The 25,022-nt window shown below is 58.1% G+C and carries 21 protein-coding genes; 7 read left to right on the top strand and 14 right to left on the bottom strand.

Going from position 1 to position 25,022, the window contains the following annotated elements; translation table 11 throughout:
* Positions 1 to 60 precede the first annotated feature (60 nt).
* Positions 61 to 2,649 (top strand): leucine--tRNA ligase, encoded by a 2,589-nt coding sequence (leuS, locus tag ACQ4OB_RS09840; protein ID WP_430955609.1) that lies wholly within the window; start codon positions 61 to 63, stop codon positions 2,647 to 2,649.
* A 190-nt stretch (positions 2,650 to 2,839) separates the two neighbouring features.
* Here the strand turns inward: leuS and aceA are convergent, their stop codons facing one another.
* From aceA to ACQ4OB_RS09795, 9 genes are all read right to left on the bottom strand, one after another.
* Positions 2,840 to 4,165: an isocitrate lyase gene (aceA, locus tag ACQ4OB_RS09835; RefSeq protein ID WP_008032724.1), complete on the bottom strand. Its 1,326-nt coding sequence runs from the start codon at positions 4,163 to 4,165 to the stop codon at positions 2,840 to 2,842.
* A gap of 497 nt (positions 4,166 to 4,662) precedes the next feature.
* Positions 4,663 to 5,424: a secretin N-terminal domain-containing protein gene (locus ACQ4OB_RS09830; RefSeq protein ID WP_430955608.1), complete on the bottom strand. Its 762-nt coding sequence runs from the start codon at positions 5,422 to 5,424 to the stop codon at positions 4,663 to 4,665.
* 225 nt (positions 5,425 to 5,649) lie between these two features.
* Positions 5,650 to 6,075: a GNAT family N-acetyltransferase gene (locus tag ACQ4OB_RS09825; RefSeq protein WP_430955607.1), complete on the bottom strand. Its 426-nt coding sequence runs from the start codon at positions 6,073 to 6,075 to the stop codon at positions 5,650 to 5,652.
* Positions 6,068 to 7,237, bottom strand: coding sequence for a cupin domain-containing protein (locus tag ACQ4OB_RS09820; RefSeq protein ID WP_218535894.1), 1,170 nt, complete (start codon positions 7,235 to 7,237; stop codon positions 6,068 to 6,070). Before ACQ4OB_RS09820 ends, ACQ4OB_RS09825 begins: the two co-directional genes overlap by 8 nt.
* Before the next feature lie 86 nt (positions 7,238 to 7,323).
* Positions 7,324 to 8,694, bottom strand: coding sequence for an adenylosuccinate lyase (gene purB / locus ACQ4OB_RS09815; protein ID WP_102615577.1), 1,371 nt, complete (start codon positions 8,692 to 8,694; stop codon positions 7,324 to 7,326).
* Positions 8,695 to 8,820: 126 nt separating this feature from the next.
* Positions 8,821 to 9,444, bottom strand: a complete 624-nt coding sequence (gene hflD, locus ACQ4OB_RS09810) for a high frequency lysogenization protein HflD (RefSeq protein WP_430955606.1) — start codon at positions 9,442 to 9,444, stop codon at positions 8,821 to 8,823.
* Entirely contained in the window at positions 9,441 to 10,586 is a 1,146-nt protein-coding gene (mnmA, locus tag ACQ4OB_RS09805; RefSeq protein WP_074878186.1) for a tRNA 2-thiouridine(34) synthase MnmA, read from the bottom strand. Before mnmA ends, hflD begins: the two co-directional genes overlap by 4 nt.
* Before the next feature lie 59 nt (positions 10,587 to 10,645).
* Entirely contained in the window at positions 10,646 to 11,092 is a 447-nt protein-coding gene (locus ACQ4OB_RS09800) for an NUDIX hydrolase (RefSeq protein WP_074878184.1), read from the bottom strand.
* A 211-nt stretch (positions 11,093 to 11,303) separates the two neighbouring features.
* Entirely contained in the window at positions 11,304 to 13,529 is a 2,226-nt protein-coding gene (locus ACQ4OB_RS09795; protein ID WP_430955605.1) for an NADP-dependent isocitrate dehydrogenase, read from the bottom strand.
* Positions 13,530 to 14,025: 496 nt separating this feature from the next.
* On the opposite strand from ACQ4OB_RS09795, the gene icd reads away from it, so the two are divergent.
* On the top strand, positions 14,026 to 15,282 hold the full coding sequence (gene icd / locus ACQ4OB_RS09790; protein ID WP_008146904.1) for an NADP-dependent isocitrate dehydrogenase: 1,257 nt from the start codon (positions 14,026 to 14,028) through the stop codon (positions 15,280 to 15,282).
* Positions 15,283 to 15,344: 62 nt separating this feature from the next.
* Here the strand turns inward: icd and ACQ4OB_RS09785 are convergent, their stop codons facing one another.
* Positions 15,345 to 15,626, bottom strand: coding sequence for a cold shock domain-containing protein (locus ACQ4OB_RS09785; RefSeq protein ID WP_074880797.1), 282 nt, complete (start codon positions 15,624 to 15,626; stop codon positions 15,345 to 15,347).
* 225 nt (positions 15,627 to 15,851) lie between these two features.
* Here ACQ4OB_RS09785 and clpS point away from each other — a divergent pair, with 225 nt between their 5' ends.
* Together clpS and clpA are read left to right on the top strand one after the other, a co-directional pair.
* Positions 15,852 to 16,235, top strand: a complete 384-nt coding sequence (gene clpS / locus ACQ4OB_RS09780) for an ATP-dependent Clp protease adapter ClpS (protein WP_074878178.1) — start codon at positions 15,852 to 15,854, stop codon at positions 16,233 to 16,235.
* A gap of 30 nt (positions 16,236 to 16,265) precedes the next feature.
* Positions 16,266 to 18,536 (top strand): ATP-dependent Clp protease ATP-binding subunit ClpA, encoded by a 2,271-nt coding sequence (gene clpA / locus ACQ4OB_RS09775; protein ID WP_008146900.1) that lies wholly within the window; start codon positions 16,266 to 16,268, stop codon positions 18,534 to 18,536.
* 151 nt (positions 18,537 to 18,687) lie between these two features.
* On the opposite strand, the gene infA is transcribed toward clpA, so the two are convergent.
* The 4 genes from infA to trxB all read right to left on the bottom strand — a co-directional run bounded on the left by infA (position 18,688) and on the right by trxB (position 21,487).
* Positions 18,688 to 18,906, bottom strand: coding sequence for a translation initiation factor IF-1 (infA, locus tag ACQ4OB_RS09770; RefSeq protein WP_002553999.1), 219 nt, complete (start codon positions 18,904 to 18,906; stop codon positions 18,688 to 18,690).
* A 111-nt stretch (positions 18,907 to 19,017) separates the two neighbouring features.
* Positions 19,018 to 19,725 carry an arginyltransferase gene (locus tag ACQ4OB_RS09765; RefSeq protein ID WP_074878177.1) on the bottom strand — a complete coding sequence of 236 codons (708 nt, stop codon included), beginning with the start codon at positions 19,723 to 19,725 and terminating at the stop codon, positions 19,018 to 19,020.
* A gap of 57 nt (positions 19,726 to 19,782) precedes the next feature.
* Complete coding sequence (gene aat / locus ACQ4OB_RS09760) at positions 19,783 to 20,463, bottom strand: leucyl/phenylalanyl-tRNA--protein transferase (RefSeq protein ID WP_076027908.1); 681 nt, start codon at positions 20,461 to 20,463, stop codon at positions 19,783 to 19,785.
* A gap of 64 nt (positions 20,464 to 20,527) precedes the next feature.
* Positions 20,528 to 21,487: a thioredoxin-disulfide reductase gene (gene trxB, locus ACQ4OB_RS09755; RefSeq protein WP_074878173.1), complete on the bottom strand. Its 960-nt coding sequence runs from the start codon at positions 21,485 to 21,487 to the stop codon at positions 20,528 to 20,530.
* A 37-nt stretch (positions 21,488 to 21,524) separates the two neighbouring features.
* Here trxB and ACQ4OB_RS09750 point away from each other — a divergent pair, with 37 nt between their 5' ends.
* The 3 genes from ACQ4OB_RS09750 (at position 21,525) to lolA (ending at position 24,885) form a co-directional block, all read left to right on the top strand.
* Positions 21,525 to 21,797 carry a hypothetical protein gene (locus ACQ4OB_RS09750; protein ID WP_139273420.1) on the top strand — a complete coding sequence of 91 codons (273 nt, stop codon included), beginning with the start codon at positions 21,525 to 21,527 and terminating at the stop codon, positions 21,795 to 21,797.
* Positions 21,794 to 24,196 (top strand): DNA translocase FtsK, encoded by a 2,403-nt coding sequence (locus ACQ4OB_RS09745; protein WP_076027906.1) that lies wholly within the window; start codon positions 21,794 to 21,796, stop codon positions 24,194 to 24,196. Before ACQ4OB_RS09750 ends, ACQ4OB_RS09745 begins: the two co-directional genes overlap by 4 nt.
* A 65-nt stretch (positions 24,197 to 24,261) precedes the next feature.
* Positions 24,262 to 24,885: an outer membrane lipoprotein chaperone LolA gene (gene lolA, locus ACQ4OB_RS09740; protein ID WP_008154853.1), complete on the top strand. Its 624-nt coding sequence runs from the start codon at positions 24,262 to 24,264 to the stop codon at positions 24,883 to 24,885.
* Positions 24,886 to 25,022 lie beyond the last annotated feature (137 nt).

The following is a 25,022-nucleotide window of genomic DNA, read 5'->3' as shown; positions in this document are numbered from 1 at the left end:
AAGGAATTGTGGGTTGATCGAGTCTTGTCGCTCAGCTCCAGCACAGGTGAGGAACACTCTATGCGAGCACAGTACGACGCGGCCTCTGTTGAAAGTACGGCTCAGGCCCAATGGCTTGAAAATGATGTATTCAGGGCGATTGAAGATACTTGCCGGCCTAAATTCTATGCCTGCTCGATGCTTCCTTATCCATCGGGAAAGTTGCACATGGGGCATGTACGCAACTATACGATCAACGACATGTTGGCTCGCCACATGCGCATGAAAGGATTCAATGTCCTGATGCCTATGGGATGGGATGCCTTTGGCTTGCCTGCAGAAAACGCAGCTATGAAATCGGGTGTTTCGCCAGCGCAGTGGACGCTATTGAATATCGCGGACATGAAATCGCAAATGCAGCCTTTGGGGCTTGCCTTCGATTGGTCCCGGGAGATTGCCACTTGCGACCCTGAATACTACAAGTGGAGTCAGTGGTTTTTCCTCAAATTGCTGGAAAAGGGCGTGGTCTACAAGAAAACCCAGGTAGTCAATTGGGACCCTGTCGATCAAACGGTGCTGGCCAATGAGCAAGTGATCGACGGTCGAGGTTGGCGTTCGGGGGCTCTCGTCGAAAGGCGGCAGATACCGGGTTACTACCTGCGTATAACCCAGTATGCCGAGGAATTGCTCTCGGCAATCGACACTCTGGATGGTTGGCCGGATAGGGTCCGCACCATGCAGCGCAACTGGATAGGGAAGGTCGCAGGAGTGCGTTTGGCATTTGCCCACCGAATTCAGGACGCTGCTGGACAAGTGATCGACGAAGGCAAACTCTGGGTATTTACCACCCGTATCGATACGCTCATGGGCGTCACCTTCTGTGCCATATCCCCTGAACATACACTGGCCAAGTATGCCCTGGAGCTCAACCCTGGGTTGGAGCCACAGGTGCAAACCTGTCGACAAACGGCGGATTCCGGCCCGTCCGGCAGTCAGAGCAAGTTTGGCGTCCACTGTGGCTTGCATGTGGAGCATCCGTTGACCGGTGAGCCTGTTGAACTGTGGATAACCAATTATGTGCTCGGCGAGTATGGTGACGGAGCCCTGATGGGGGTGCCTGCGCACGATGAGCGCGACTTTGAATTTGCCAATCAATATGGCTTGGCCGTCCGCCCAGTCATTGCCTGGGACGATCACGTATTCGACCCGAAGTTCTGGTCCGACAACTGCACTCGTCGAGAGGGGCACCTCATCAACTCAGGTGTCTACGATGGCCTCTCTGTTGCAGAGGCGGCCCAAGCGATAACCGCTGCGCTGATTGATCGCCGAATGGGAGAGAAGACTACGACTTGGCGCCTGCGCGACTGGGGGATCTCACGGCAACGTTACTGGGGGACGCCGATTCCTGTCATCCAGTGTGAGCAATGTGGTGACGTGCCGGTGCCTTATTCGGACTTGCCGGTCGTATTGCCTACTGATTGCGTGCCGGATGGAAGCGGCAACCCGTTGCTGGCGCATAAGTCGTTTCTTCATGTAGATTGCCCACGCTGCGGAGCGGCAGCGCAGAGAGAAACAGACACCATGGATACCTTCGTCGATTCGAGCTGGTATTTCATGCGTTATTGCGATCCTGATAGCGATACCTCGATGGTTGGCTCCGGCAGTCGTTACTGGATGCCAATCGATCAATACATCGGTGGTATCGAGCATGCGGTGTTGCATTTGCTCTATGCGAGGTTCTGGGCACGAGCCATGCGTGACGAAGGGCTGGTGGATTTCAGCGAGCCGTTCAAGAACCTGTTTACCCAAGGCATGCTCTTGCGTGAAAGCTATTTCCGAAAAGCCGACGACGGTAGCCTGCAGTGGTTTTACCCCGCGCAGGTGGTGGTCGAATATGACGAAAAAAACCGTCCTTTGAGGGCTACGGCGCTTGAGGACGGTTTGCCCGTCATCATCGGTGGCGTGGAAAAAATGTCCAAATCGAAGAATAACGTCGTCGAGCCGAAAGACATCATTAACAAGTTCGGCGCTGACACCGCCCGACTTTTCACGATCTTTGCAGGGCCTCCTGATCAGGACACGATCTGGAGCGATAGCGGCGTTGAAGGAGCCTATCGCTTTCTGCGCCGGCTCTGGAGTTTCTTCCACGACGAGCAGTCTCGGTGCTGGGCAGATGATCGGGTTGAAGACACGGCTGAATCGAAACGCGTGCGCTTTGAGACGCATCGTTTGCTGCAGCAGATCAACAACGATTACGAACGATTGCAATACAACACCGTCGTTTCGGGCGCAATGAAAATGCTCAAGGTGCTGGAGGGGGACAGGGGGGCCAGTCAGCCGATTCGCCGCGAGGCCATGGTCTTCCTGTTACAGGTTTTGCACCCAGTGACGCCGCACATCACTCAGGTCCTTTGGACGGAGGTTGGGTTCGAGGGGGATATTTACGACAGTCCGTGGCCCATGCCGGACAGCGAAGCCTTGAAACAGGACGAAGTAAAAATGATGGTGCAGATAAATGGCAAGTTGCGCGGGCACATTATGATCGAGGCTGATGCCGAGCATGACGCCATTCGGTGCAGGGCGTCATCCGACGCAGGGTTGCGCAACCACCTGAAAGGGGCTGGCAGGATGATTGTGGTGCCCAACCGGCTGGTGAACTTCATCGTCTGAACTATTGAACTGGCGAACCGGAAACAAAGCGCGGTTACCGAGGAGGTGACGGTCGACAGCTTTCACGAGCGAGTCCGCTCGCTAGATCCGAGGCAAAAAAACGCCCCGAACCAGTCGGGGCGTCAGATGTGCGACGTTGCAGTTAGCTTTCTATTCGGTCTGCAACGGCCGTTTGCTCAGGTGAAGCAGATCAGTGGAACTGTTCTTCTTCAGTCGAACCGGTCAGCGCGGTTACCGAAGACGAGCCACCTTGAATCACAGTGGTCATGTCGTCGAAGTAGCCGGTGCCCACTTCCTGCTGGTGAGCCACGAAGGTGTAACCCTTGGCAGCGTCAGCGAACTCTTGCTCTTGCAGCTTCACGTAGGCAGTCATGTCGTTACGGGCGTAGTCGTGCGCCAGGTTGAACATGCTGTGCCACATGTTGTGAATGCCGGCCAGGGTGATGAACTGATGCTTGTAACCCATGGCAGACAGTTCGCGCTGGAACTTGGCGATGGTCGCGTCGTCCAGGTTTTTCTTCCAGTTGAAGGAAGGCGAGCAGTTGTACGACAGCAGTTGGTCCGGGTATTCCTTTTTGATCGCTTCGGCAAAGCGACGAGCTTCGTCCAGATCCGGCTTGGCGGTTTCGCACCAGATCAGGTCGGCGTACGGAGCGTAAGCCAGGCCGCGAGCGATGGCCTGGTCGAGACCGGCGCGCACTTTGTAGAAGCCTTCCTGGGTACGTTCGCCAGTTACGAACGGCTGGTCGTACGGATCGCAGTCGGAAGTCAGCAGGTCAGCCGCGTTAGCGTCGGTACGAGCCAGGATGATGGTCGGAGTACCAGCAACGTCAGCCGCCAGACGGGCAGCGGTCAGCTTCTGTACAGCTTCCTGGGTAGGAACCAGTACCTTGCCGCCCATGTGGCCGCATTTTTTCACGGAAGCCAGTTGGTCTTCGAAGTGAACGCCAGCGGCGCCTGCTTCGATCATGCTCTTCATCAGCTCGTAAGCGTTCAGAACGCCGCCGAAACCGGCTTCAGCGTCCGCCACGATTGGAGCGAAGTAGTCGATGTAGCCTTCGTCGCCCGGGCCTTTGCCGGCTTTCCACTGGATCTGGTCAGCACGACGGAACGAGTTGTTGATGCGCTTGACCACGGTTGGAACCGAATCCACCGGGTACAGCGACTGATCCGGGTACATCGATTCGGCGGAGTTGTTGTCCGCAGCGACTTGCCAGCCCGACAGGTAGATCGCCTGGATACCGGCTTTAACTTGTTGTACAGCCTGGCCGCCGGTCAGGGCGCCCATGCAGTTGACGAAATCTTTCTCAGGGCGGAAGGACGGCTTGGCGCCCTGGGTTACCAGGTTCCAAAGCTTCTCGGCGCCCAATTTTGCAAAGGTGTGCTCAGGTTGAACCGAGCCACGCAGGCGGACGACGTCAGCAGCGGAGTAAGCGCGTGTCACGCCTTTCCAGCGTGGGTTTTCAGCCCAATCTTTTTCGAGGGCTGCAATTTGCTGTTCGCGTGTCAGTGCCATGGAGATAAACCTCGTCGCATAGGTCTGGGTGGAAAATTCCTGCTCCTGCCAAGTACGCAATTAGAGGGGCGTAAAAGGCTGCTCGCTGACCAGAAGCTTAGGTATTCAAGTCGGATTCGGCGGGGATGGCGACGGGATGAACGATGGGCTCGAGGGGAAGTGAGCAGGTAAGGGCGAACTGGCGAGCGCATTCGGGCGTCGTGGGCCTTGGTGCGAACTTCAGTGTGGAGCCGGGTTACCTAATTACGCTTCCGTCCCTCGGGACAACTTCGTTCCAGTCGGCAACCTCGTCAAACACACCTTGTGGGCGGTACAGACACGAAGCGGCTCGCGGGGTAGGTGCGAACGGCGCCTCGAAGGCCCTTGCCAGGGCCCCTGATTAGCGGGAGCGAGGCCATCATGCCTTTGCTTTTTTGTATCGTCAAACGTTTTGTAGTGCTTTTTTTATGGCACTACATCTTTGGTCTAATACGACTAATCAGTCAGTTTTCGGTGAATTAGTCCAAAGTATCGACTTTCACCCGCAGGGTCATGTCATCCCGGCCCTGAGTCGAGTAGCTGCGGGTCTGACCCTGTTTGTCGGCCTGAGTCTGGCGATTCACACCGGCCAGGGTGATCCATTCACCTAGTCGTCCCGTGACAGTGGTGTCGGTACTTTGCACATTCACTACATCGGGACGTTCCTGGCTCATTCGGTCACGATTGGTGCTGATCGCCAGGTGAACGATGTCGCCGGTGACGCTGGCAGTGACATAGAAACCTTGAGTGACGTTGCGGTATTCGGTCTGGCTTCGCAGATCGCCGTAGGAATCGGTCTGTGTGCTGGTGAGCGGAACGCTCTGGCCGACCTGGATCAGTGCCGGCGCCCCTTCGCTGGCCTGGATCTGCTGGATCCCGCCGTCACGGCTGTCGGTACTGTGATTGATGATGCGAGTCTGGCTCGGTTTGGCGCCATTGATCGAGTAACCCTGATCGCCCTGGAAGTTGTTTTCGTTGGTGTCGACGGTGATCAGCAGGCGCTTGGGTTGGGTGTCGAGTTGCGCGATAAGGGCCTTAAGTTCGTCGATCTTGCGCTGATCGGCATTGACGATCAGTTGGTTGCCGTAGGCGCTGACCTGGCCATCCTTGCCAATGAAATCCTGGGCCATCGGCAGCATGTCGGCACTGGTGCGGTAGTTCAGTGGCACGATCTCGGTGGCCGCCATGGCCGAAAAACTGCAGGCCATCAGCAGCGTGGTGAGCAGGGTGCGTAGGGACATATCCGTTATCTCCGACATCTTGAAGTGGTGATATTGCCAGTTTGTCGGCCTGGAGTGGGGCAAGTTGAATCGTAGACAGCAAAACGCCCCGGCATCGGTTGATGGCGGGGCGTTTTGAGGTGTCCTTGTGGCGAGGGAGCTTGCTTCCGCTGGGGCGCGAAGCGGCCCCAAAATCGTGGGTCTGTTGCGCAGCCCAACGGGAGCAAGCTCCCTCACCACAGGGTCTCAGACCGAGTGACGCACCATGTCCACATGCGGAATCCCGGCTTCCAGGAATTCCTCACTGACTAGGCTGAAGCCCAGGCGCTCATAGAACGCCGTGGCCTGTACCTGTGCGCTCAGCATTTGCCGCTTCAGTCCGCGCTTGTCGGCTTCACCGATCACCGCTTGCATCAGCGCATCGCCGACTTTCAAGCCGCGCCAGTCCTTCAGCACTGACACCCGACCGATGTGACCATCGGGCAGCAGTCGAGCGGTGCCAATCGGGAAATCGCCTTCAAATGCCAGAAAATGCACCGCTGTTGCGTCATCAGCATCCCATTCCAGCTCGGGTGGAACGGATTGCTCGGCGATGAACACCGTCTCACGAATGCGCCGGATCTCGGCGTTGTCCTTTTGCCAGTCTGCGACACGTACGTGAATTTTATTCATCAGCAAACCCCAGGCTGCCTTGCTTGACCAGTTCGCACAGCAGGCCGCGGCCGTCTTCGTCGCTCAGCCAGTCACCGAGGTTATCGGTGTGCAGGGCGTCGGCAGCGCAGATCAACTTCAGCAGCTCGCGCAGTTTGCCCGGCAGGTAACGGCTCTGGCCGCTGGCGAACAGCAGCAGGTCGTCATCGACTTCGGACCAGGCCATGCGCGCGCTCGGGTTGCGGATCAGCACAGCGCCTTGTTCCAGGCTGGCGAGAAAGTCTTCTTCTTCGACTTCTTCCGGGCCGACGATCAGTTCCGGGTAACGCGGCTCGGTCATGTACTGGCCGAACCAGGTCAGCAGCAGGCGCTCGTCGCTCATGTGCTCGGCCAGCAAAGCTTTCAGGCGATCAAGGGCGTCGTGCTGAATCTGGTGTGGATCGACCGCCGGCAGGGCGTCGGCATCGGTGTAGCGCTCTTCATCGGTCAGGAACTGGCTGAGGAAGTCGGTGAAGTGAGTCAGGACTTCAGAGGCGCTCGGGGCGCGGAAGCCGACCGAGTAAGTCATGCAGTCATCCACCGCAACGCCGCAATGGGCCAGGCGCGGCGGCAGGTAGAGCATGTCGCCCGGTTCCAGAACCCACTCATCGGTGGCTTCGAAGTCGGCGAGGATGCGTAGGTCTGCGTGTGGCAGCAGCTTGCTCTCGGAGTCGCACATCTGGCCGATCTTCCAGTTGCGCTTGCCGTGACCTTGCAGCAGGAACACATCGTAGTTATCGAAATGCGGACCGACGCTGCCACCCGGGGCGGCGAAGCTGATCATCACGTCGTCGACGCGCCAGCTCGGCAGGAAGCGAAAGTTTTCCAGCAGCTCGCTGACTTCTGGTACGAATTGGTCGACCGCTTGCACCAGCAGGGTCCATTCGGTTTCCGGCAACTTGCTGAATTCGTCTTCGGCAAACGGGCCACGACGCATTTCCCAAGGGCGCTCGCCGTGCTCGATCACCAGGCGCGATTCAACTTCTTCTTCCAGCGCCAGGCCGGCCAGTTCGTCTGGGTCGATCGGGCTTTCGAAGTCAGGAATCGCCTGGCGGATCAGCAGGGGTTTTTTCTGCCAGTAGTCACGCAGGAATTCACGCGCCGTGATGCCGCCCAGAAGTTGAAGAGGAATATCAGGATTCATGTGTAACCTATTGAAAAAAAGCACTTTTCAGACGGGAATAAAAACGCCCGGCGCTGCCGGGCGTCTCAAAAGGGTCAAGCGGTCGATCAGATGCGTTTGGCTTGCTCTACAGCGTTACCGATGTAGTTCGCCGGGGTGAGCAATTTCAGCTCAGCCTTGGCGGCGGCTGGCATGTCCAGGCCGTCGATGAAAGTTTGCAGTGCTTCAGGGCTGATGCCCTTGCCACGGGTCAACTCTTTCAGTTTTTCGTACGGGTTTTCGATGTTGTAGCGACGCATCACGGTCTGGATCGGCTCGGCCAATACTTCCCAGCACGCGTCCAGGTCGGCAGCAATCTTCTGAGCGTTGAGCTCGAGCTTGCTGATGCCCTTGAGGCTGGCTTCGTACGCGATCACGCTGTGGGCGAAGCCGACACCGAGGTTGCGCAGTACGGTGGAGTCGGTCAGGTCGCGCTGCCAGCGGGAGATCGGCAGCTTGCTCGCCAGGTGCTGGAACAGTGCGTTGGCGATGCCCAGGTTGCCTTCGGAGTTTTCGAAGTCGATCGGGTTGACCTTGTGCGGCATGGTCGACGAACCGATTTCGCCAGCGATGGTGCGCTGCTTGAAATACCCCAGGGAGATGTAGCCCCAGATGTCGCGGTCGAAGTCGATCAGGATGGTGTTGAAGCGCGCGATCGCGTCGAACAGCTCGGCAATGTAGTCGTGCGGTTCGATCTGCGTGGTGTACGGGTTGAAGTCCAGGCCCAGCTCGTCTTCGATGAAGGCGCGGGCGTTCTCTTCCCAGTCGATCTCAGGGTAGGCCGACAGGTGAGCGTTGTAGTTGCCGACAGCACCGTTGATCTTGCCCAGCAGCGGAACGGCCGCGACTTGAGCGATTTGACGCTCCAGGCGGTAAACCACGTTCGCCAGCTCTTTGCCCAGGGTGGTCGGCGAGGCCGGTTGACCGTGGGTGCGCGACAGCATTGGCACGTCAGCAAAACGGATCGCCAGTTCGCGGATGGCTTCGGCAGTCTGGCGCATCAGCGGCAGCATCACGTCATCACGGCCTTCGCGCAGCATCAGGGCGTGGGACAGGTTGTTGATGTCCTCGCTGGTGCAGGCGAAGTGGATGAATTCGCTGACAGCAGCCAGTTCCGGCAGCTTGGCCGCTTGCTCTTTGAGCAGGTACTCAATGGCTTTGACGTCGTGGTTGGTGGTGCGCTCGATCTCTTTGACACGCTCGGCGTGCTCCAGAGCGAAGTTTTCCGCCAAGGTGTTCAGCACAGCGTTGGCTTCGGCGGAGAACGCCGGCACTTCGCTGATGCCTGGGTGAGCGGCCAGGCGCTGGAGCCAGCGCACTTCAACCAGAACGCGAGCACGGATCAGGCCGTATTCGCTGAAAATTGGGCGCAGGGCCTGGGTTTTGCCGGCGTAGCGGCCGTCAACAGGGGAAACCGCAGTGAGCGAAGAAAGCTGCATGGGGTGTTCTCGGACAGTCGGGCAACGAAATGGGGCGCGTATCATACATGAAAAAATCCGCCGGTCCGTTGCCAACTGACCAGCGTCTTACGCGTTACAAATTACAAAAGGTCTTGCGGGCGCGGTTCAGCTGTTGCGCATCAGCGGGTAAAGCTCTTTCAGCAACTTGCGACGGCTGATCACCAACTGCCAGCGATGACCGCCCAACTGCCGCCACAGGCGCGCCGATCGAATCCCGGCCAGCAACAGGGCGCGGATTTTCGAAGCGTTGCTCGGTTGCTGCAGGTTACGCATGTCGCCGTGGACCTGAATGCGTTGGCGCAAGGTGCTCAGGGTGTCCTGATACAGGGCGCCGCACGCTGCGATGACGTTTTCGTGAGCCGGGCCGAAATGCTCGACCTGGGATTGAATCTGCGGCAGACGCTTGCCGATCTCGTCCAGCATGTCGTTGCGCTTGGCCAGCTGACGCTCCAGGCCGAGCATCGCCAGCGCATAGCGCAGCGGTTCGCGCTGAAGGGTGCTCGGGTCGCGTTCCAGGGCACCAATCAATGCGCGGTAACCTTCACGCAGATTGAGGTCGTCGCCGCCATAGACTTCCAGGGTGTCCTTGGGGTCGCGAATCAGCAGGCTGCCGAGCATGCACGTCAGGCCGGCTTCGCTGGTCTGGCCGCTCTTGGCGATTTTATCGACCAACACGGCAGCGAGAAACACGCCGCCGAGCGCAGTCAGTTGCTCCTGAGTCGGGCTCATTGTTGCTCGCCTTGAGGAGTGTCTTTGCTGGTCCACGGCTCCGCGATTTCGATCACGCCGCCGCCGAGGCAGATTTCACCGTCGTAGAACACCACGGACTGGCCTGGGGTGACCGCGCGTTGCGGGTCATCGAAGGTCGCGCGGTAGCCGGTGGCGGTTTTTTCCAGCGTGCACGGCTGGTCGCTTTGGCGATAGCGGACTTTAGCGGTCAGCCGGCGCGGTTCGCTCAGGTCGATCGGGTTGACCCAATAGATGTCCGAGGCGAGCAGGGCGCGGGAGAACAAGTAGGGGTGATCATTGCCTTGGCCGACGATCAGCTCGTTGTGCTCCAGGTCTTTGATCAGCACGTACCACGGCTCGTCACTGGCGTCTTTCAGGCCGCCAATGCCCAGGCCCTGACGCTGGCCTATGGTGTGGTACATCAAGCCGTGGTGACGGCCGATGACTTCACCTTCGGTGGTCTTGATCTCGCCTGGCTGGGCCGGCAGGTATTGCTTGAGGAAATCGCTGAAGCGACGTTCGCCGATAAAGCAGATTCCGGTGGAATCCTTTTTCTTCGCGGTGGCGAGTTCATGCTTCTCGGCAATTGCGCGCACTTCGGGTTTTTCCAGCTCGCCGACCGGGAACAGGGTCTTGGCGATCTGTTCGCCGCCCACGGCGTGCAGGAAGTAGCTCTGGTCCTTGTTCGGGTCCAGGCCCTTGAGCAGCTCGGTACGGCCATCGATATCGCGGCGTCGCACGTAGTGGCCAGTGGCAATCAGGTCGGCACCAAGCATCATGGCGTAGTCGAGGAACGCCTTGAACTTGATCTCGCGGTTGCACAGGATGTCCGGGTTCGGCGTGCGGCCGGCCTTGTATTCGGCCAGGAAGTGCTCGAACACGTTGTCCCAGTACTCGGCGGCGAAGTTGGCGGTGTGCAGCTTGATGCCAATCTTGTCGCACACGGCCTGAGCGTCCGCCAGGTCATCCATGGCGGTGCAGTATTCCGTTCCATCGTCTTCTTCCCAGTTCTTCATGAACAGGCCTTCCACCTCATAACCCTGCTCGATCAGCAGGAGAGCGGAAACGGAAGAGTCCACGCCGCCGGACATGCCGACAATGACGCGCTTCTTTTGTGTGTCAGAAGGGGCTGGATCACGCATAGGGATTCAATGAGTGTCTTGAAAAAGGACGCGATTCTAACAGGCCGAAGCCCGCAAGGCTAAAGAGAAGGGCGGATCAGTTCGAGACCGAAGTGTTGGCCGTCCAGATAATCATCGATACAGCGGATGATCAGCTCACTGCGCCAGTTTGCGCGCTGTGCCAGCAGTTCGTCACGCGTCAGCCATTTTGCACCGACGATTCCGTCGTCCAGCTGATAGTCGGGGTGATGTTTGAGCGGTTTTGCGGTGAAGCAGACCCGCTGATAAGTCACGCCGTTGCTCGGAGCGGTGTAGAGGTAAATGCCCACTACGCCAGTCGGCTCGACGTCCCAGCCGGTTTCCTCGAGGGTTTCGCGCACGGCAGCTTCGATCAGGGTTTCGTCCGGGTCGAGGTGGCCGGCGGGCTGGTTGAGCACCGTTCGTCCGTGCTTGGATTCTTCGACCATCAGGAAGCGGCCGTTGTCTTCGACGATGGTCGCTACGGTGATGTGGGGTAGCCAGTCCATTAACCTTCCTCAATTTCCAAGGTGTAAATACGATCAAATGTAGGAGTGAGCTTGCTCGCGATGACGGTGGGTCAGTCGACATCAATGTTGAATGATATACCGACATCGCCGGCAGCCGGTCTCGCTCCCACAGGGCTTCGGGTTATGACCTGCGAGCGCCACAAACAGAAACCCCGGCACTGGGCCGGGGCTTCCTTGCATCCTTACAACCTTAAACCAGCGCAGCGATCGCGGCGTTGAAAGTGTTGCTCGGACGCATGGCCTTGCTGATCAGCTCGGCATTGGCGTGGTAGTAACCGCCGATGTCCACTGGCTTGCCCTGGACGGCGTTGAGCTCGGCAACGATGGTTGCTTCGTTCTCGGCCAGGGTCTTGGCCAGTTCGCCAAACTGCGCTTGCAGGGCAGTGTCTTCGGTTTGGGCGGCCAGGGCTTGTGCCCAGTACAGCGCCAGGTAGAAGTGGCTGCCGCGGTTGTCGATGTTGCCGACTTTGCGCGATGGCGACTTGTTGTTGTCCAGGAACTGGCCGGTGGCCTGGTCCAGGGTCTTGGCCAGCACCAGCGCTTTAGGGTTGTTGTAGGTAACACCCAGGTGCTCAAGGGAAGCGGCCAGGGCCAGGAACTCACCCAGGGAATCCCAGCGCAGGAAGTTCTCTTCCAGCAGCTGCTGAACGTGCTTCGGTGCCGAACCGCCGGCGCCGGTTTCGAACAGGCCACCGCCGTTCATCAGCGGAACGATCGACAGCATCTTGGCGCTGGTGCCCAGTTCCATGATCGGGAACAGGTCGGTCAGGTAGTCGCGCAATACGTTGCCGGTCACCGAGATGGTGTCCTTGCCTTCGCGAGTGCGGTCCAGGGTGAACTTCATCGCGTCGACTGGCGACATGATGCGGATGTCCAGGCCCGAGGTGTCGTGATCCTTCAGGTAGGCCTGAACTTTCTCGATCACTACACCGTCGTGGGCGCGCATCGGGTCCAGCCAGAAGATCGCTGGAGTGGCGCTTGCGCGAGCACGGTTGACGGCCAGTTTGACCCAGTCCTGGATCGGCGCGTCTTTGGTCTGGCACATGCGGAAGATGTCGCCGGCTTCAACCGGTTGCTCCAGCAGCAGGCCACCTTTGCTGTCGGTCACGCGGACAACACCGTCGGCCTTGATCTGGAAAGTCTTGTCGTGCGAGCCGTACTCTTCGGCTTTTTTCGCCATCAGACCAACGTTTGGCACGCTGCCCATGGTGGTTGGATCGAAAGCGCCGTGCAGCTTGCAGTCTTCGATTACCGCCTGGTAGATGGTGGCGTAGCAGCGATCCGGGATCACAGCCTTGGTGTCGTGCAGCTGGCCGTCGGTGCCCCACATTTTGCCGGAGTCACGGATCATCGCTGGCATCGAGGCGTCGACGATCACGTCGCTCGGCACGTGCAAGTTGGTGATGCCTTTGTCGGAGTTGACCATGGCCAACGACGGACGAACGGCGTAGACCGCCTGGATGTCCGCTTCGATCTGCGCTTGTTGCTCGGCCGGCAGGGCTTTGATGCGAGCGTACAGGTCGCCGATGCCGTTGTTCAGGTTGAAGCCGATCTGCGCCAGCACGTCAGCGTGCTTGGCCAGTGCGTCTTTATAGAACTCGGCAACGATCTGGCCGAACATGATTGGGTCGGAGACCTTCATCATGGTGGCTTTCAGGTGAACCGACAGCAGCACGCCTTTGGCTTTGGCGTCTTCGATCTCGGCTGCGATGAAGCTGCGCAGCGCGTTTTTGCTCAGAACGGCGCAATCGAGGATCTCACCGGCTTGCACGGTGGTTTTTTCTTTCAGGACGGTGGTGGTGCCGTCTTGAGCGATCAGTTCGATTTTGACGGCATCAGCGGCGTCGATCAGGGCAGCTTTTTCGCTACCGTAGAAATCGCCGGTGCTCATGTGCGCGACGTGGGACTTGGAGTCTTTGGCCCATGCGCCCATTTTGTGCGGGTGCTTGCGCGCGTAGTTCTTGACCGACAGCGGTGCACGACGATCGGAGTTGCCTTCGCGCAGAACCGGGTTCACGGCGCTGCCCTTGATCTTGTCGTAACGCGACTTGGCGAGCTTGTCGGCGTCGCTGGTCACGGTTTCCGGGTAGTCAGGCAGTGCGAAGCCCTGGGCTTGCAGTTCCTTGATCGCGGCTTGCAGTTGCGGAACCGAGGCGCTGATGTTCGGCAGCTTGATGATGTTGGCTTCAGGCGTAACGGCCAGGTCGCCCAGTTCGGCGAGGTGGTCGGCTACGGCTTTGTCACCCAGTTGCTCGGGGAAGCTGGCCAGGATGCGCCCTGCAAGAGAGATATCGCGGGTTTCCACGGCGATATCAGCGGAGGCGGTGAAGGCCTCTACGATAGGCAACAGTGAATAGGTGGCGAGGGCGGGAGCTTCGTCGGTGAAGGTATAGATGATCTTCGAGCGGGTGGGCATATTCGGATTAACTCTCTCTTCTTTGCTAAAGCGTGCGCAGAAAAACTCGAGGGGCGCCGGGTAAGCGCGTTCGTTCAAAGTCATCCATGAGCCGAATGTCGAGATTTCTTCGCGGTGATGTTGGGTGCATCAGTCGAGCGTCAAGCGGGTGGACTGCGGTAACAGTCCTGCTTTTTCGGGCCGTGGGTCTCGTCGTAGAGCAGTCGGCCGTCGTGACTCTGTGGTCAGCGGGCGGCATTATACATAGGTAGCTGGCAATCTGCCGATGGTTCATAGGTAACGATTATCGTCCATTGGTCTAAAGGTCGCAGGGGCGAGGGGGGCGTAGAGTCTCGCACCGTGCTTGAGTTTGGCGCTTTTCCCTTTGCTTTCAGACTTGTACGTCGCGAACTGTGCAGCTTTGCGGCAGATGGTTGGAACATAGGGTTTGCGTGCCGATTTAACTGGGGTACGCTCGAACGAAGCCAGATGTTCAATCCAAACAATGGAGTTCAGCATGGGATACAAGAAGATTCAGGTTCCAGCAGTCGGCGACAAAATCACCGTCAACGCAGACCATTCTCTCAATGTTCCTAACAACCCGATCATCCCCTTCATCGAAGGCGATGGTATTGGCGTTGATATCAGCCCGGTAATGATCAAGGTTGTCGATGCTGCTGTTAAGAAGGCTTACGGCGGCGAGCGCAAAATTTCCTGGATGGAAGTCTACGCCGGGGAGAAAGCGACTCAGGTTTACGATCAGGACACCTGGCTGCCCCAGGAAACCCTGGACGCAGTCAAAGATTACGTGGTTTCCATCAAGGGCCCTCTGACCACCCCGGTCGGTGGCGGCATCCGTTCCCTGAACGTGGCCCTGCGTCAGCAACTCGACCTTTATGTCTGCCTGCGCCCAGTGCGCTGGTTCGAAGGCGTGCCTAGCCCGGTCAAGAAGCCAGGCGACGTCGACATGACGATCTTCCGTGAGAACTCGGAAGACATCTACGCCGGTATCGAGTGGAAAGCCGGTTCGCCGGAAGCGACCAAAGTCATCAAGTTCCTTAAAGATGAAATGGGCGTCACCAAGATCCGTTTCGACGAAAACTGCGGTATCGGCATCAAGCCGGTTTCGCTGCAAGGCACCAAGCGTCTTGCACGCAAAGCCCTGCAGTATGTGGTCGACAATGACCGCGACTCGCTGACCATCGTGCACAAAGGCAACATCATGAAGTTCACCGAAGGTGCCTTCAAGGAATGGGCCTACGAAGTGGCGGCTGAAGAGTTCGGCGCGACCCTGCTCGATGGCGGTCCGTGGATGCAGTTCAAAAACCCGAAAACCGGCAAGAACGTCATCGTCAAGGATGCCATCGCCGACGCCATGCTCCAGCAGATCCTGCTGCGTCCGGCCGAATACGATGTGATCGCGACCCTGAACCTGAACGGCGACTACCTCTCCGACGCCCTGGCGGCGGAAGTGGGCGGTATCGGTATCGCACCGGGCGCCAACCTGTCTGACACTATTGCGATGTTCGAAGCGACCCACGGTACTGCGCCGAAGTACGCTGGCAAGGACCAGGTCAACCCGGGTTCCCTGATCCTGTCCGCAGAGATGATGCTGCGTCACATGGGCTGGACCGAAGCCGCTGATCTGATCATCAAGGGCACCAACGGCGCGATCTCTGCCAAGACCGTGACCTATGACTTCGAACGACTGATGGAAGGCGCGAAACTGCTGTCTTCGTCCGCGTTTGGTGATGCGCTGATTTCGCACATGTAAGCGAATAGGTATAAAAAAACCGCCTTCGGGCGGTTTTTTTTATGACTGGATGACGGTTTGTATTAACTCGATACAGTTTCTTGCTGGAGGGCAGGGGCGGCCTGCTCGTTCTCGGTCGTGACGGACATAATCTTCACGGCATGCAACCCTTTGGGGCCCTGGACAATCTCGAAACTTACAGCTTGCCCAGCCTTGAGCGTCTTGTACCCGTTCATCTCAATGGCCGAGTAGTGGGCAAAGAAATCAATAAGATGACCGTCTTCGTCACGACCTTCTCTGGCATCGGTGTTAATGAAACCGAACCCCTTGGCATTGTTGAACCATTTCACCTTGCCGACTGACATACCCATATCCCTCTGCAACAGACTCCATCACTGGAGTATCATCCAGTTCATCCGCAGTCATTTCCTGGAAATAAGATTGACTCCGCGGACCTTTTTTACCCACTGTGGGCTCTATTGGTTGTAACACCGTTTTGCCGATAGTCAAGGTGACCGGGCAGTCGGAGTTGAAATCGTCCATAGCCGCCCCCACCACTGTATTTGAACAACAGACGAACCTTTCTTTCCATGCATGCAATCAGCCAGATTCGACTAACATTCAATCAGGATCGCCCGGCTCTCCAAAAAGATCACCCGGGGACTCACGACGACGATTCCGCAGGCATTGCTGTTCAGGAGGCAAAGCCTGCTTTACAGGCGCCGCCGATGTACAAGGTGGTTTTGTTCAATGATGACTACACACCGATGGATTTCGTCGTCGAAGTGCTCGAGGTGTTTTTTAACCTGAATCGGGAGCTGGCGACCAAGGTCATGCTGGCCGTCCACACAGAAGGACGGGCAGTATGTGGAGTGTTTACCCGCGACATCGCCGAGACTAAGGCCATGCAGGTCAACCAGTACGCCAGGGAAAGCCAGCATCCGCTACTCTGTGAAATCGAGAAGGACGGTTAATCGCCGACCACTTGGGTATGAGGTGAAGCTATGTTAAACCGCGAGCTCGAAGTCACCCTCAATCTTGCCTTCAAGGAGGCACGTTCGAAGCGTCATGAATTCATGACCGTCGAACACCTCCTGCTGGCCCTATTGGACAATGAGGCTGCCGCCACCGTTTTGCGTGCCTGCGGCGCAAACCTCGACAAACTCAAGCACGATCTGCAGGAGTTCATCGACTCCACCACGCCATTGATCCCCGTTCATGACGAGGATCGTGAGACCCAGCCAACCCTGGGCTTCCAGCGTGTTCTGCAACGTGCTGTCTTTCACGTACAGAGCTCGGGCAAACGCGAAGTGACTGGCGCAAACGTACTGGTCGCGATCTTCAGTGAGCAAGAGAGTCAGGCAGTGTTCCTGCTGAAACAGCAGAGCGTTGCGCGCATCGATGTCGTCAACTACATCGCACACGGCATTTCCAAAGTGCCGGGGCATGGCGATCACTCTGAAGGTGAGCAAGATATGCAGGACGACGAGGGCGGTGAGTCTTCTTCTTCAGGCAATCCTCTGGATGCTTATGCCAGCAACCTCAACGAACTCGCGCGCCAGGGTCGAATCGATCCATTGGTAGGCCGCGAGCTGGAAGTCGAGCGCGTCGCGCAGATCCTGGCGCGTCGTCGCAAAAACAATCCGCTGCTGGTGGGCGAGGCGGGCGTGGGTAAAACCGCGATTGCCGAAGGCCTGGCCAAACGCATTGTCGACAACCAGGTGCCAGACCTGCTGGCCAACAGCGTGGTGTATTCCCTCGATCTGGGGGCCTTGCTGGCCGGCACCAAATACCGCGGCGATTTCGAGAAGCGCTTCAAGGCGTTGCTCAATGAGCTGAAAAAACGTCCTCAGGCGATCCTGTTCATCGACGAAATCCACACCATCATTGGTGCGGGTGCCGCGTCCGGTGGGGTCATGGATGCCTCGAACCTGCTCAAGCCGCTGCTGTCGTCGGGTGATATCCGTTGCATCGGCTCGACCACGTTCCAGGAATTCCGCGGGATCTTCGAGAAGGACCGTGCGTTGGCCCGGCGCTTCCAGAAGGTCGACGTGTCGGAACCTTCGGTGGAAGACACCATTGGTATCCTGCGCGGCCTGAAAGGTCGTTTCGAAGCGCATCACAACATCGAATACAGCGATGAAGCGTTGCGTGCGGCGGCGGAACTGGCCTCACGCTATATCAATGACCGGCACATGCCGGACAAGGCCATCGACGTCATCGACGAGGCGGGCGCCTACCAGCGTCTGCAGCCAATCGAGAAACGAGTGAAGCGCATCGAAGTGCCTCAGGTCGAGGACATCGTCGCGAAAATCGCGCGGATTCCGCCTAAGCACGTCACCAGCTCCGACAAAGAGCTGCTGCGTAACCTTGAGCGTGACCTGAAGCTGACCGTATTTGGCCAGGATGCCGCAATCGACTCACTGTCGACCGCGATCAAACTGTCCCGTGCCGGCCTCAAGTCGCCTGACAAGCCTGTCGGTTCGTTCCTGTTCGCAGGGCCTACCGGTGTCGGTAAAACCGAAGCGGCGCGTCAGTTGGCCAAGGCATTGGGCATCGAGTTGGTTCGCTTCGACATGTCCGAGTACATGGAACGCCACACCGTATCGCGTCTGATCGGTGCGCCTCCAGGCTATGTCGGGTTCGATCAGGGCGGTCTGTTGACTGAAGCCATCACCAAGCAGCCTCACTGTGTGCTGTTGCTCGATGAGATCGAGAAGGCGCATCCGGAAGTCTTCAACCTGCTGCTGCAGGTCATGGATCACGGTACGCTGACCGATAACAACGGGCGCAAGGCGGACTTCCGTAACGTGATCGTCATCATGACGACCAACGCCGGTGCCGAAACCGCGGCTCGCGCTTCGATCGGTTTCACCCATCAGGACCACTCGTCCGATGCGATGGAAGTGATCAAGAAGAGCTTCACGCCAGAGTTCCGTAACCGTCTGGACACCATTATCCAGTTTGGTCGCCTCAGCCATGAGGTCATCAAAAGCGTGGTGGACAAGTTCCTTACCGAGCTTCAGGCGCAGCTGGAAGACAAGCGCGTACAGCTGGAAGTGACGGACGCGGCGCGCAGCTGGCTGGCAGCGGGTGGCTACGACTCGGCGATGGGGGCTCGACCAATGGCGCGTTTGATTCAGGACAAGATCAAGCGTCCACTGGCGGAAGAGATCCTCTTTGGCGAACTGGCCGACCATGGTGGTGTGGTTCACATCGATCTCAAGGACGGCGAGCTGACCTTCGACTTCGAGACTACGGCTGAAATGGCCTGACGTTAAACCGCAACAAAGCAAAAGGCGCCGAAAAGGCGCCTTTTTGCTGTCTGCTGATACTGCGCCGCTCCCACATTGACTATGTGTGGGGCGTTAAATCGCAGGCACACAAAAACGCCCGGCATAAACCGAGCGTTTTGTATTGACTTGATTAGCGAGCGCGGTAAGTGATGCGCCCTTTGCTCAAGTCATAGGGCGTCAGCTCGACGCGCACTTTGTCGCCGGTAAGAATACGAATGTAATTCTTGCGCATCTTGCCGGAGATATGCGCGGTTACGACGTGCCCATTTTCCAACTCCACACGAAACATGGTGTTGGGCAGGGTGTCGACGACAGTGCCTTCCATTTCGAAGCTGTCTTCTTTCGACATGCAGTAAAGCCCTCGGTGTCCAATGAATGGCCCGGTGCAACTGCGCCAGGCAAAAGCGGCGTGCATTGTGCCCGAAAAATGGGGTTTACGCCAAGGGGTTTACGGCTTGCTCTAGTTCAGGATGACCCAGCGCTGATTAATCAGCAGTTCGATAGGGCGATATTGAGTCTTGTAGCTCATCTTTTTGCAGTTTTTGATCCAATAACCCAGATAGACCGCTTCCAGCCCCAGTCGTCGGGCCTCGGCGATTTGCCAGAGAATCGCATAACGCCCCAGGCTGCGGCGTTCTTCGGCGGGTTCGTAGAAGGTGTAGACCGCCGAGAGACCATTCGGCAGCAAGTCGGTGACGGCCACCGCTACCAGTCGTCCTTCGAGGCGGAATTCGTAAAATCGCGAAAACGGCAGGTCTCGTACCAGGAACGTTGCAAACTGATCGCGACTCGGCGGGTACATATCGCCATCGGCGTGACGCTGCTCGATATACCGCTGATACAGGTCGAAATACTCTTCGCTGAACTGCGGCCTGGCAGGGCGCACCTGCAGGTCGACGTTGCGTTTGAAGATGCGTTTTTGCTGGCGGTTGGGCGAAAACTGCGCCACAGGGATGCGCGCCGGTACGCATGCATTGCAATTCTGGCAATGAGGCCGGTAAAGATGATCGCCGCTACGACGGAAACCCATTTCAGACAGGTCTGCATAGACATGCACATCCATGGGCTGACTAGGGTCGAGGAACAGAGTCGTGGCCTGCTCCTCGGGCAGATAACTGCAAGAGTGGGGCTGAGTGGCATAGAACTTCAAACGCGCCAACTCGGTCATGATCAACCCTCGGAATAAGGTTTTGAATTAAGTGTAAGCCACACGCGCAAAAGTCGCTCAGCAAACCCAGGTTGCGCGGCTGGGTTGGTCCAGATGCTGCGCAAGGTAGTCGGCAAACTCGCGGCGGGGAATCGCTCGGGCGCCGAGGCTGTGCAGATGGTCGGTCGGCATCTGGCAGTCGATCAGCACAAAGCCTGAGTCTTTCAGATGTCGGACCAGCGTGGCAAAGCCATATTTTGAGGCGTTGTCGGCACGACTGAACATGGACTCGCCGAAAAACAGCTGACCCATCGCCAGGCCGTAGAGCCCGCCAACCAGTTCACCCTGGTCCCAGACTTCCACCGAATGGGCGTAGCCGCGCCTGTGCAGCTCGAGGTAGGCGTTCTGCATGGCTTCTGTGATCCAGGTGCCGTCGGCGTAATCCCGAGGCGCGGCGCAAGCGCGGATCACCGCGGCAAAATCCTGATCAAAGGTCACTTGATAGCGTTGCTGGCGCAGCAATTTGTTCAGGCTGCGCGAGACATGCAGTTCGTCGGGAAACAGGACGGTGCGCGGATCCGGCGACCACCAGAGAATCGGCTGGCCTTCCGAGAACCACGGAAAACAGCCGTGGCGATAGGCCTGAATCAGACGATCGGCGGACAGATCCCCGCCCGCAGCCAATAGCCCGTTGGGATCGCGCATGGCTTTTTCCAGGGGCGGGAAGGTCAGGGTGTTGCGTTGTAACCAAGTCAGCATGGCATCCGGGCTTGCAGAAGGGGAGGGCAGTGGTGGGCGGGTGGGCCCACCGTCAAGTGTGCCGTCAAACGACTGGAATGTCGTCGAGATACTTCTCGGCGTCCAGCGCGGCCATGCAACCGGCCCCGGCAGACGTCACGGCCTGGCGGTAAACGTGATCGGCCACGTCACCGGCGGCAAATACCCCCGGAATTTCGGTGCTGGTAGCATCGCCTTCGCTGCCGCCCTTGACCAGCAGGTAGCCGTTACGCATTTTCAGCTGGCCTTCGAACAGGTCGGTGTTGGGTTTGTGGCCAATAGCGATGAACACGCCGGTCAGCGGTAATTCACTGGTTTCGTTAGTGTGGCTGTCCCGCAGGCGCGCGCCGGTCACCCCGCTGGCATCGCCCAGCACTTCATCCAGGTTCTGGTTCCAGTGCAAACGGATATTGCCTTTAGCGGCTTTTTCGAAGAGTTTGTCCTGAAGAATCTTCTCCGAACGCAACTTGTCGCGGCGGTGAATCAGGTGAACTTCCTTGGCGATGTTCGACAGGTACAGCGCTTCTTCAACTGCCGTGTTGCCGCCGCCAACGACTGCGACCACCTGATTGCGGTAGAAGAAACCGTCGCACGTCGCACAGGCCGAGACCCCTTTGCCGGCAAATGTCTCTTCAGATGGCAACCCCAGGTATTGCGCCGAGGCGCCGGTGGCGATAATCAGCGCGTCACAGGTGTAAGTGCCGCTGTCGCCGATGAGTTCGAAGGGGCGCTGCTGCAACTTGGCCGTGTGGATGTGGTCGTAGACGATCTCTGTGTGAAAACGCTCGGCGTGTTTTTGCATGCGTTCCATCAGTACCGGGCCGGTGAGGCCTTCGACATCACCGGGCCAGTTGTCGACTTCGACGGTGGTGGTGAGCTGGCCACCTGCCTGTATGCCGGTAATGACAACGGGATTGAGGTTGGCGCGGGCGGCATAAACGGCAGCGCTGTAACCGGCGGGGCCCGAACCCAGAATGATCAGGCGGGAATGCTTCGCTTCGCTCATAAAACACCTCATAAGCCTTTGTCACAAAAGAGAATGCATGCTCAAATTGAACCGCGCGATCTGTGCTGTTGGCTATGCTACACCTTGGGTTTCAAGCATGGCATCGGACGAACAAACCCGTACAATGCCGGCCTGTAACAGCGTTTGTAATAAAATATGCGTTGCGCGCCGTGTTTATAAAAACCGGAGCGTAGTGTTAAAAGTAGTCCCAGTTACGCCTGTTAACTTTTTTACCTGCCTGGATTGGGCAGTTTTTTATAGTCATTCAACAGATGGACGCGCCATAGGCGCAGGAAAAGAAGCGTTTTGAAGAAATCCACCGCAGCACCAAAAACAGTCGTTCCGCTCTGGCGCCAGCAATTGCACTACCGGCTCAAGGAAGGTGCATTGATTGCCATCGGCGGCTTGTGCCTGTTCCTGATGATGGCCTTGTTGACCTACGGCAAGGACGATCCGGGCTGGAGCCATAACAGCAAGATCGACGATGTGCAGAACTTCGGCGGGCCGGTTGGCTCCTACAGCGCCGATATCCTGTTCATGGTGTTGGGTTATTTCGCCTACATCTTCCCGCTGTTGCTGGCGATCAAGGCCTATCAAATCTTCCGTCAACGCCACGAGCAGTGGGAGTGGAGCGGCTGGCTGTTCTCCTGGCGCCTGATCGGCCTGGTGTTTCTGGTGCTCTCGGGCGCGGCCCTGGCCCATATCCATTTTCACGCCGCGACCGGTCTGCCGGCCGGCGCTGGCGGTGCTTTGGGCGAAAGCCTCGGTGATCTGGCCAGGAACGCCCTGAACATCCAGGGCAGCACGCTGTTGTTCATCGCGTTGTTCCTGTTTGGCCTGACAGTGTTTACCGACCTGTCGTGGTTCAAAGTGATGGACCTCACCGGCAAGATTACCCTCGACCTGTTCGAACTGTTTCAGGGCGCGGCCAACCGCTGGTGGGCGGCCCGTGTCGAGCGCAAACAATTGGTTGCGCAGCTGCGTGAAGTCGATGATCGCGTGCATGACGTGGTCGCGCCGACCGTCACCGACAAACGCGAGCAAGCCAAGGTCAAGGAGCGCCTGATCGAACGTGAGCAGGCCCTGAGCAAACACATGTCCGACCGTGAGAAGCAGGTGCCGCCGGTGATTGCCCCTGCGCCGCCCAAGCCAGCGGCGCCGAGCAAACGCGTGGAAAAAGAGAAACAGGCGCATTTGTTCGTCGACAGTGCCGTCGAAGGCACCTTGCCGCCGATCTCGATTCTCGACCCGGCAGAAAAGAAACAACTCAATTATTCGCCTGAATCCCTGGCTGCGGTTGGCCACTTGCTGGAAATCAAGCTCAAGGAGTTCGGCGTCGAAGTGTCGGTGGATTCGATTCACCCTGGCCCGGTGATTACCCGTTACGAAATCCAGCCGGCGGCCGGCGTCAAGGTCAGCCGCATCTCCAACCTGGCAAAAGACCTCGCGCGTTCTCTGGCCGTGACCAGCGTGCGCGTGGTGGAAGTGATTCCGGGCAAGACCACCGTCGGTATCGAGATTCCTAACGAAGACCGTCAGATCGTGCGTTTCTCCGAAGTGCTGTCGACCCCCGAGTACGACAACTTCAAGTCGCCGGTCACTTTGGCCCTGGGGCACGACATCGGTGGCAAACCGGTCATCACCGACCTGGCGAAAATGCCCCACTTGCTGGTAGCCGGTACTACCGGTTCCGGTAAATCGGTGGGCGTGAACGCGATGATCCTGTCGATCCTGTTCAAGTCTGGCCCGGAAGACGCCAAGCTGATCATGATCGACCCGAAAATGCTTGAACTGTCGATCTACGAAGGCATTCCGCACCTGTTGTGCCCGGTCGTGACCGACATGAAGGACGCCGCCAACGCCCTGCGCTGGAGCGTTGCGGAGATGGAACGCCGCTACAAACTGATGGCGAAGATGGGCGTGCGTAACCTGTCGGGCTTCAATGCCAAGGTCAAGGAAGCCCAGGACGCCGGTGAGCCGTTGACCGATCCGTTGTACAAGCGCGAAAGCATTCACGACGAAGCGCCGCTGTTGACCAAGCTGCCGACCATCGTCGTGGTGGTGGACGAATTCGCCGACATGATGATGATCGTCGGCAAGAAGGTTGAAGAACTGATCGCCCGTATCGCCCAGAAGGCCCGTGCCGCCGGTATCCACTTGATCCTCGCGACCCAGCGTCCGTCGGTTGACGTGATCACCGGTCTGATCAAGGCCAACATTCCGACCCGTATGGCGTTCCAGGTGTCGAGCAAGATCGATTCGCGCACCATCATCGACCAGGGCGGCGCCGAGCAACTGTTGGGCCACGGTGACATGCTCTACATGCCACCGGGCACCAGTCTGCCGATCCGTGTTCACGGTGCTTTCGTCTCCGATGACGAGGTTCACCGGGTGGTCGAAGCCTGGAAACTGCGCGGTGCGCCGGAATACAACGACGAGATTCTCGCCGGTGTCGAAGAGCCGGGTAGTGGCTTTGAAGGCAGCAGCGGTGGCGACGACGACAGTGAATCCGACGCGCTCTACGACGAAGCGGTGCAGTTCGTTCTGGAAAGCCGTCGTGCGTCCATCTCTGCGGTTCAGCGCAAGCTGAAAATCGGCTACAACCGCGCCGCGCGCATGATCGAGGCCATGGAAATGGCTGGGGTCGTGACGTCCATGAATACCAACGGTTCGCGTGAAGTGCTGGCCCCGGGCCCGGTACGCGACTGAATTGATTGAAACGCGGTGGCGTAATGACGCGCCATCGCACCCCCACGAATGTTATGAGGACTCCCATGCGTCTTATCCGCATGCTGTTGCTGCCGGTTTTGGCTTTGACCACGCTCTCGGCCCACGCCGATGACAAGGACGTGGCGCGTCTGACCCAATTGCTGGAAAAATCCCAGACCCTGACCGCGCGTTTCTCCCAGCTGACCCTCGATGGCAGCGGTACCCAATTGCAGGAAACCGCGGGTGAAATGTCCTTGCAGCGTCCGGGCTTGTTTTACTGGCACACCAACGCGCCGGCCGAACAGACCATGGTCTCCGACGGCAAGAAGGTGACGTTGTGGGATCCGGACCTGGAACAGGCCACCATCAAGAACCTCGATCAGCGCCTGACCCAGACCCCGGCGTTGCTGCTGTCCGGTGACGTGTCCAAGATCAGCCAGAGCTTCGACATCAGCGCCAAGGAAGCCGGTGGCGTGATCGACTTCACCTTGAAGCCGAAAACCAAGGACACCCTGTTCGACAGCCTGCGCCTGTCGTTCCGCAACGGCCTGGTCAATGACATGCAGATGATCGACAGCGTCGGTCAGCGCACCAACATCCTGTTCACCGGGGTGAAAGCCAACGAGCCGATCCCGGCGTCCAAATTCAAGTTCGACATCCCTAAAGGGGCGGACGTGATTCAAGAGTAAGACGCAAAACCTGTGGGAGCGAGCCTGCTCGCGATAGCGTCGGGTCAGTCAACTTTGATGTTGAATGTAATGCCGCCATCGCGAGCAGGCTCGCTCCCACAGGGGCCGGCGGCGTTCAAGTGATTGGCTGATAGTTA

The organism is Pseudomonas sp. ES4 (assembly GCF_050586665.1).
In the GTDB taxonomy this organism is placed as follows: domain Bacteria; phylum Pseudomonadota; class Gammaproteobacteria; order Pseudomonadales; family Pseudomonadaceae; genus Aquipseudomonas; species Aquipseudomonas frederiksbergensis.
Note: the sequence above shows the minus strand (reverse complement) of the source record. Positions and strands in the feature narration are given on the sequence as shown.

What these genes read in the sequence shown, in the direction of transcription:
- leuS (WP_430955609.1), top strand. Translation starts at nt 61, where the DNA reads ATGCGAGCACAGTACGACGCGGCCTCTGTTGAAAGTACGGCTCAGGCC.
- aceA (WP_008032724.1), bottom strand. Translation starts at nt 4,165, where the DNA reads ATGGCACTGACACGCGAACAGCAAATTGCAGCCCTCGAAAAAGATTGG.
- ACQ4OB_RS09830 (WP_430955608.1), bottom strand. Translation starts at nt 5,424, where the DNA reads ATGTCCCTACGCACCCTGCTCACCACGCTGCTGATGGCCTGCAGTTTT.
- ACQ4OB_RS09825 (WP_430955607.1), bottom strand. Translation starts at nt 6,075, where the DNA reads ATGAATAAAATTCACGTACGTGTCGCAGACTGGCAAAAGGACAACGCC.
- ACQ4OB_RS09820 (WP_218535894.1), bottom strand. Translation starts at nt 7,237, where the DNA reads ATGAATCCTGATATTCCTCTTCAACTTCTGGGCGGCATCACGGCGCGT.
- purB (WP_102615577.1), bottom strand. Translation starts at nt 8,694, where the DNA reads ATGCAGCTTTCTTCGCTCACTGCGGTTTCCCCTGTTGACGGCCGCTAC.
- hflD (WP_430955606.1), bottom strand. Translation starts at nt 9,444, where the DNA reads ATGAGCCCGACTCAGGAGCAACTGACTGCGCTCGGCGGCGTGTTTCTC.
- mnmA (WP_074878186.1), bottom strand. Translation starts at nt 10,586, where the DNA reads ATGCGTGATCCAGCCCCTTCTGACACACAAAAGAAGCGCGTCATTGTC.
- ACQ4OB_RS09800 (WP_074878184.1), bottom strand. Translation starts at nt 11,092, where the DNA reads ATGGACTGGCTACCCCACATCACCGTAGCGACCATCGTCGAAGACAAC.
- ACQ4OB_RS09795 (WP_430955605.1), bottom strand. Translation starts at nt 13,529, where the DNA reads ATGCCCACCCGCTCGAAGATCATCTATACCTTCACCGACGAAGCTCCC.
- icd (WP_008146904.1), top strand. Translation starts at nt 14,026, where the DNA reads ATGGGATACAAGAAGATTCAGGTTCCAGCAGTCGGCGACAAAATCACC.
- ACQ4OB_RS09785 (WP_074880797.1), bottom strand. Translation starts at nt 15,626, where the DNA reads ATGTCAGTCGGCAAGGTGAAATGGTTCAACAATGCCAAGGGGTTCGGT.
- clpS (WP_074878178.1), top strand. Translation starts at nt 15,852, where the DNA reads ATGCATGCAATCAGCCAGATTCGACTAACATTCAATCAGGATCGCCCG.
- clpA (WP_008146900.1), top strand. Translation starts at nt 16,266, where the DNA reads ATGTTAAACCGCGAGCTCGAAGTCACCCTCAATCTTGCCTTCAAGGAG.
- infA (WP_002553999.1), bottom strand. Translation starts at nt 18,906, where the DNA reads ATGTCGAAAGAAGACAGCTTCGAAATGGAAGGCACTGTCGTCGACACC.
- ACQ4OB_RS09765 (WP_074878177.1), bottom strand. Translation starts at nt 19,725, where the DNA reads ATGACCGAGTTGGCGCGTTTGAAGTTCTATGCCACTCAGCCCCACTCT.
- aat (WP_076027908.1), bottom strand. Translation starts at nt 20,463, where the DNA reads ATGCTGACTTGGTTACAACGCAACACCCTGACCTTCCCGCCCCTGGAA.
- trxB (WP_074878173.1), bottom strand. Translation starts at nt 21,487, where the DNA reads ATGAGCGAAGCGAAGCATTCCCGCCTGATCATTCTGGGTTCGGGCCCC.
- ACQ4OB_RS09750 (WP_139273420.1), top strand. Translation starts at nt 21,525, where the DNA reads ATGCTCAAATTGAACCGCGCGATCTGTGCTGTTGGCTATGCTACACCT.
- lolA (WP_008154853.1), top strand. Translation starts at nt 24,262, where the DNA reads ATGCGTCTTATCCGCATGCTGTTGCTGCCGGTTTTGGCTTTGACCACG.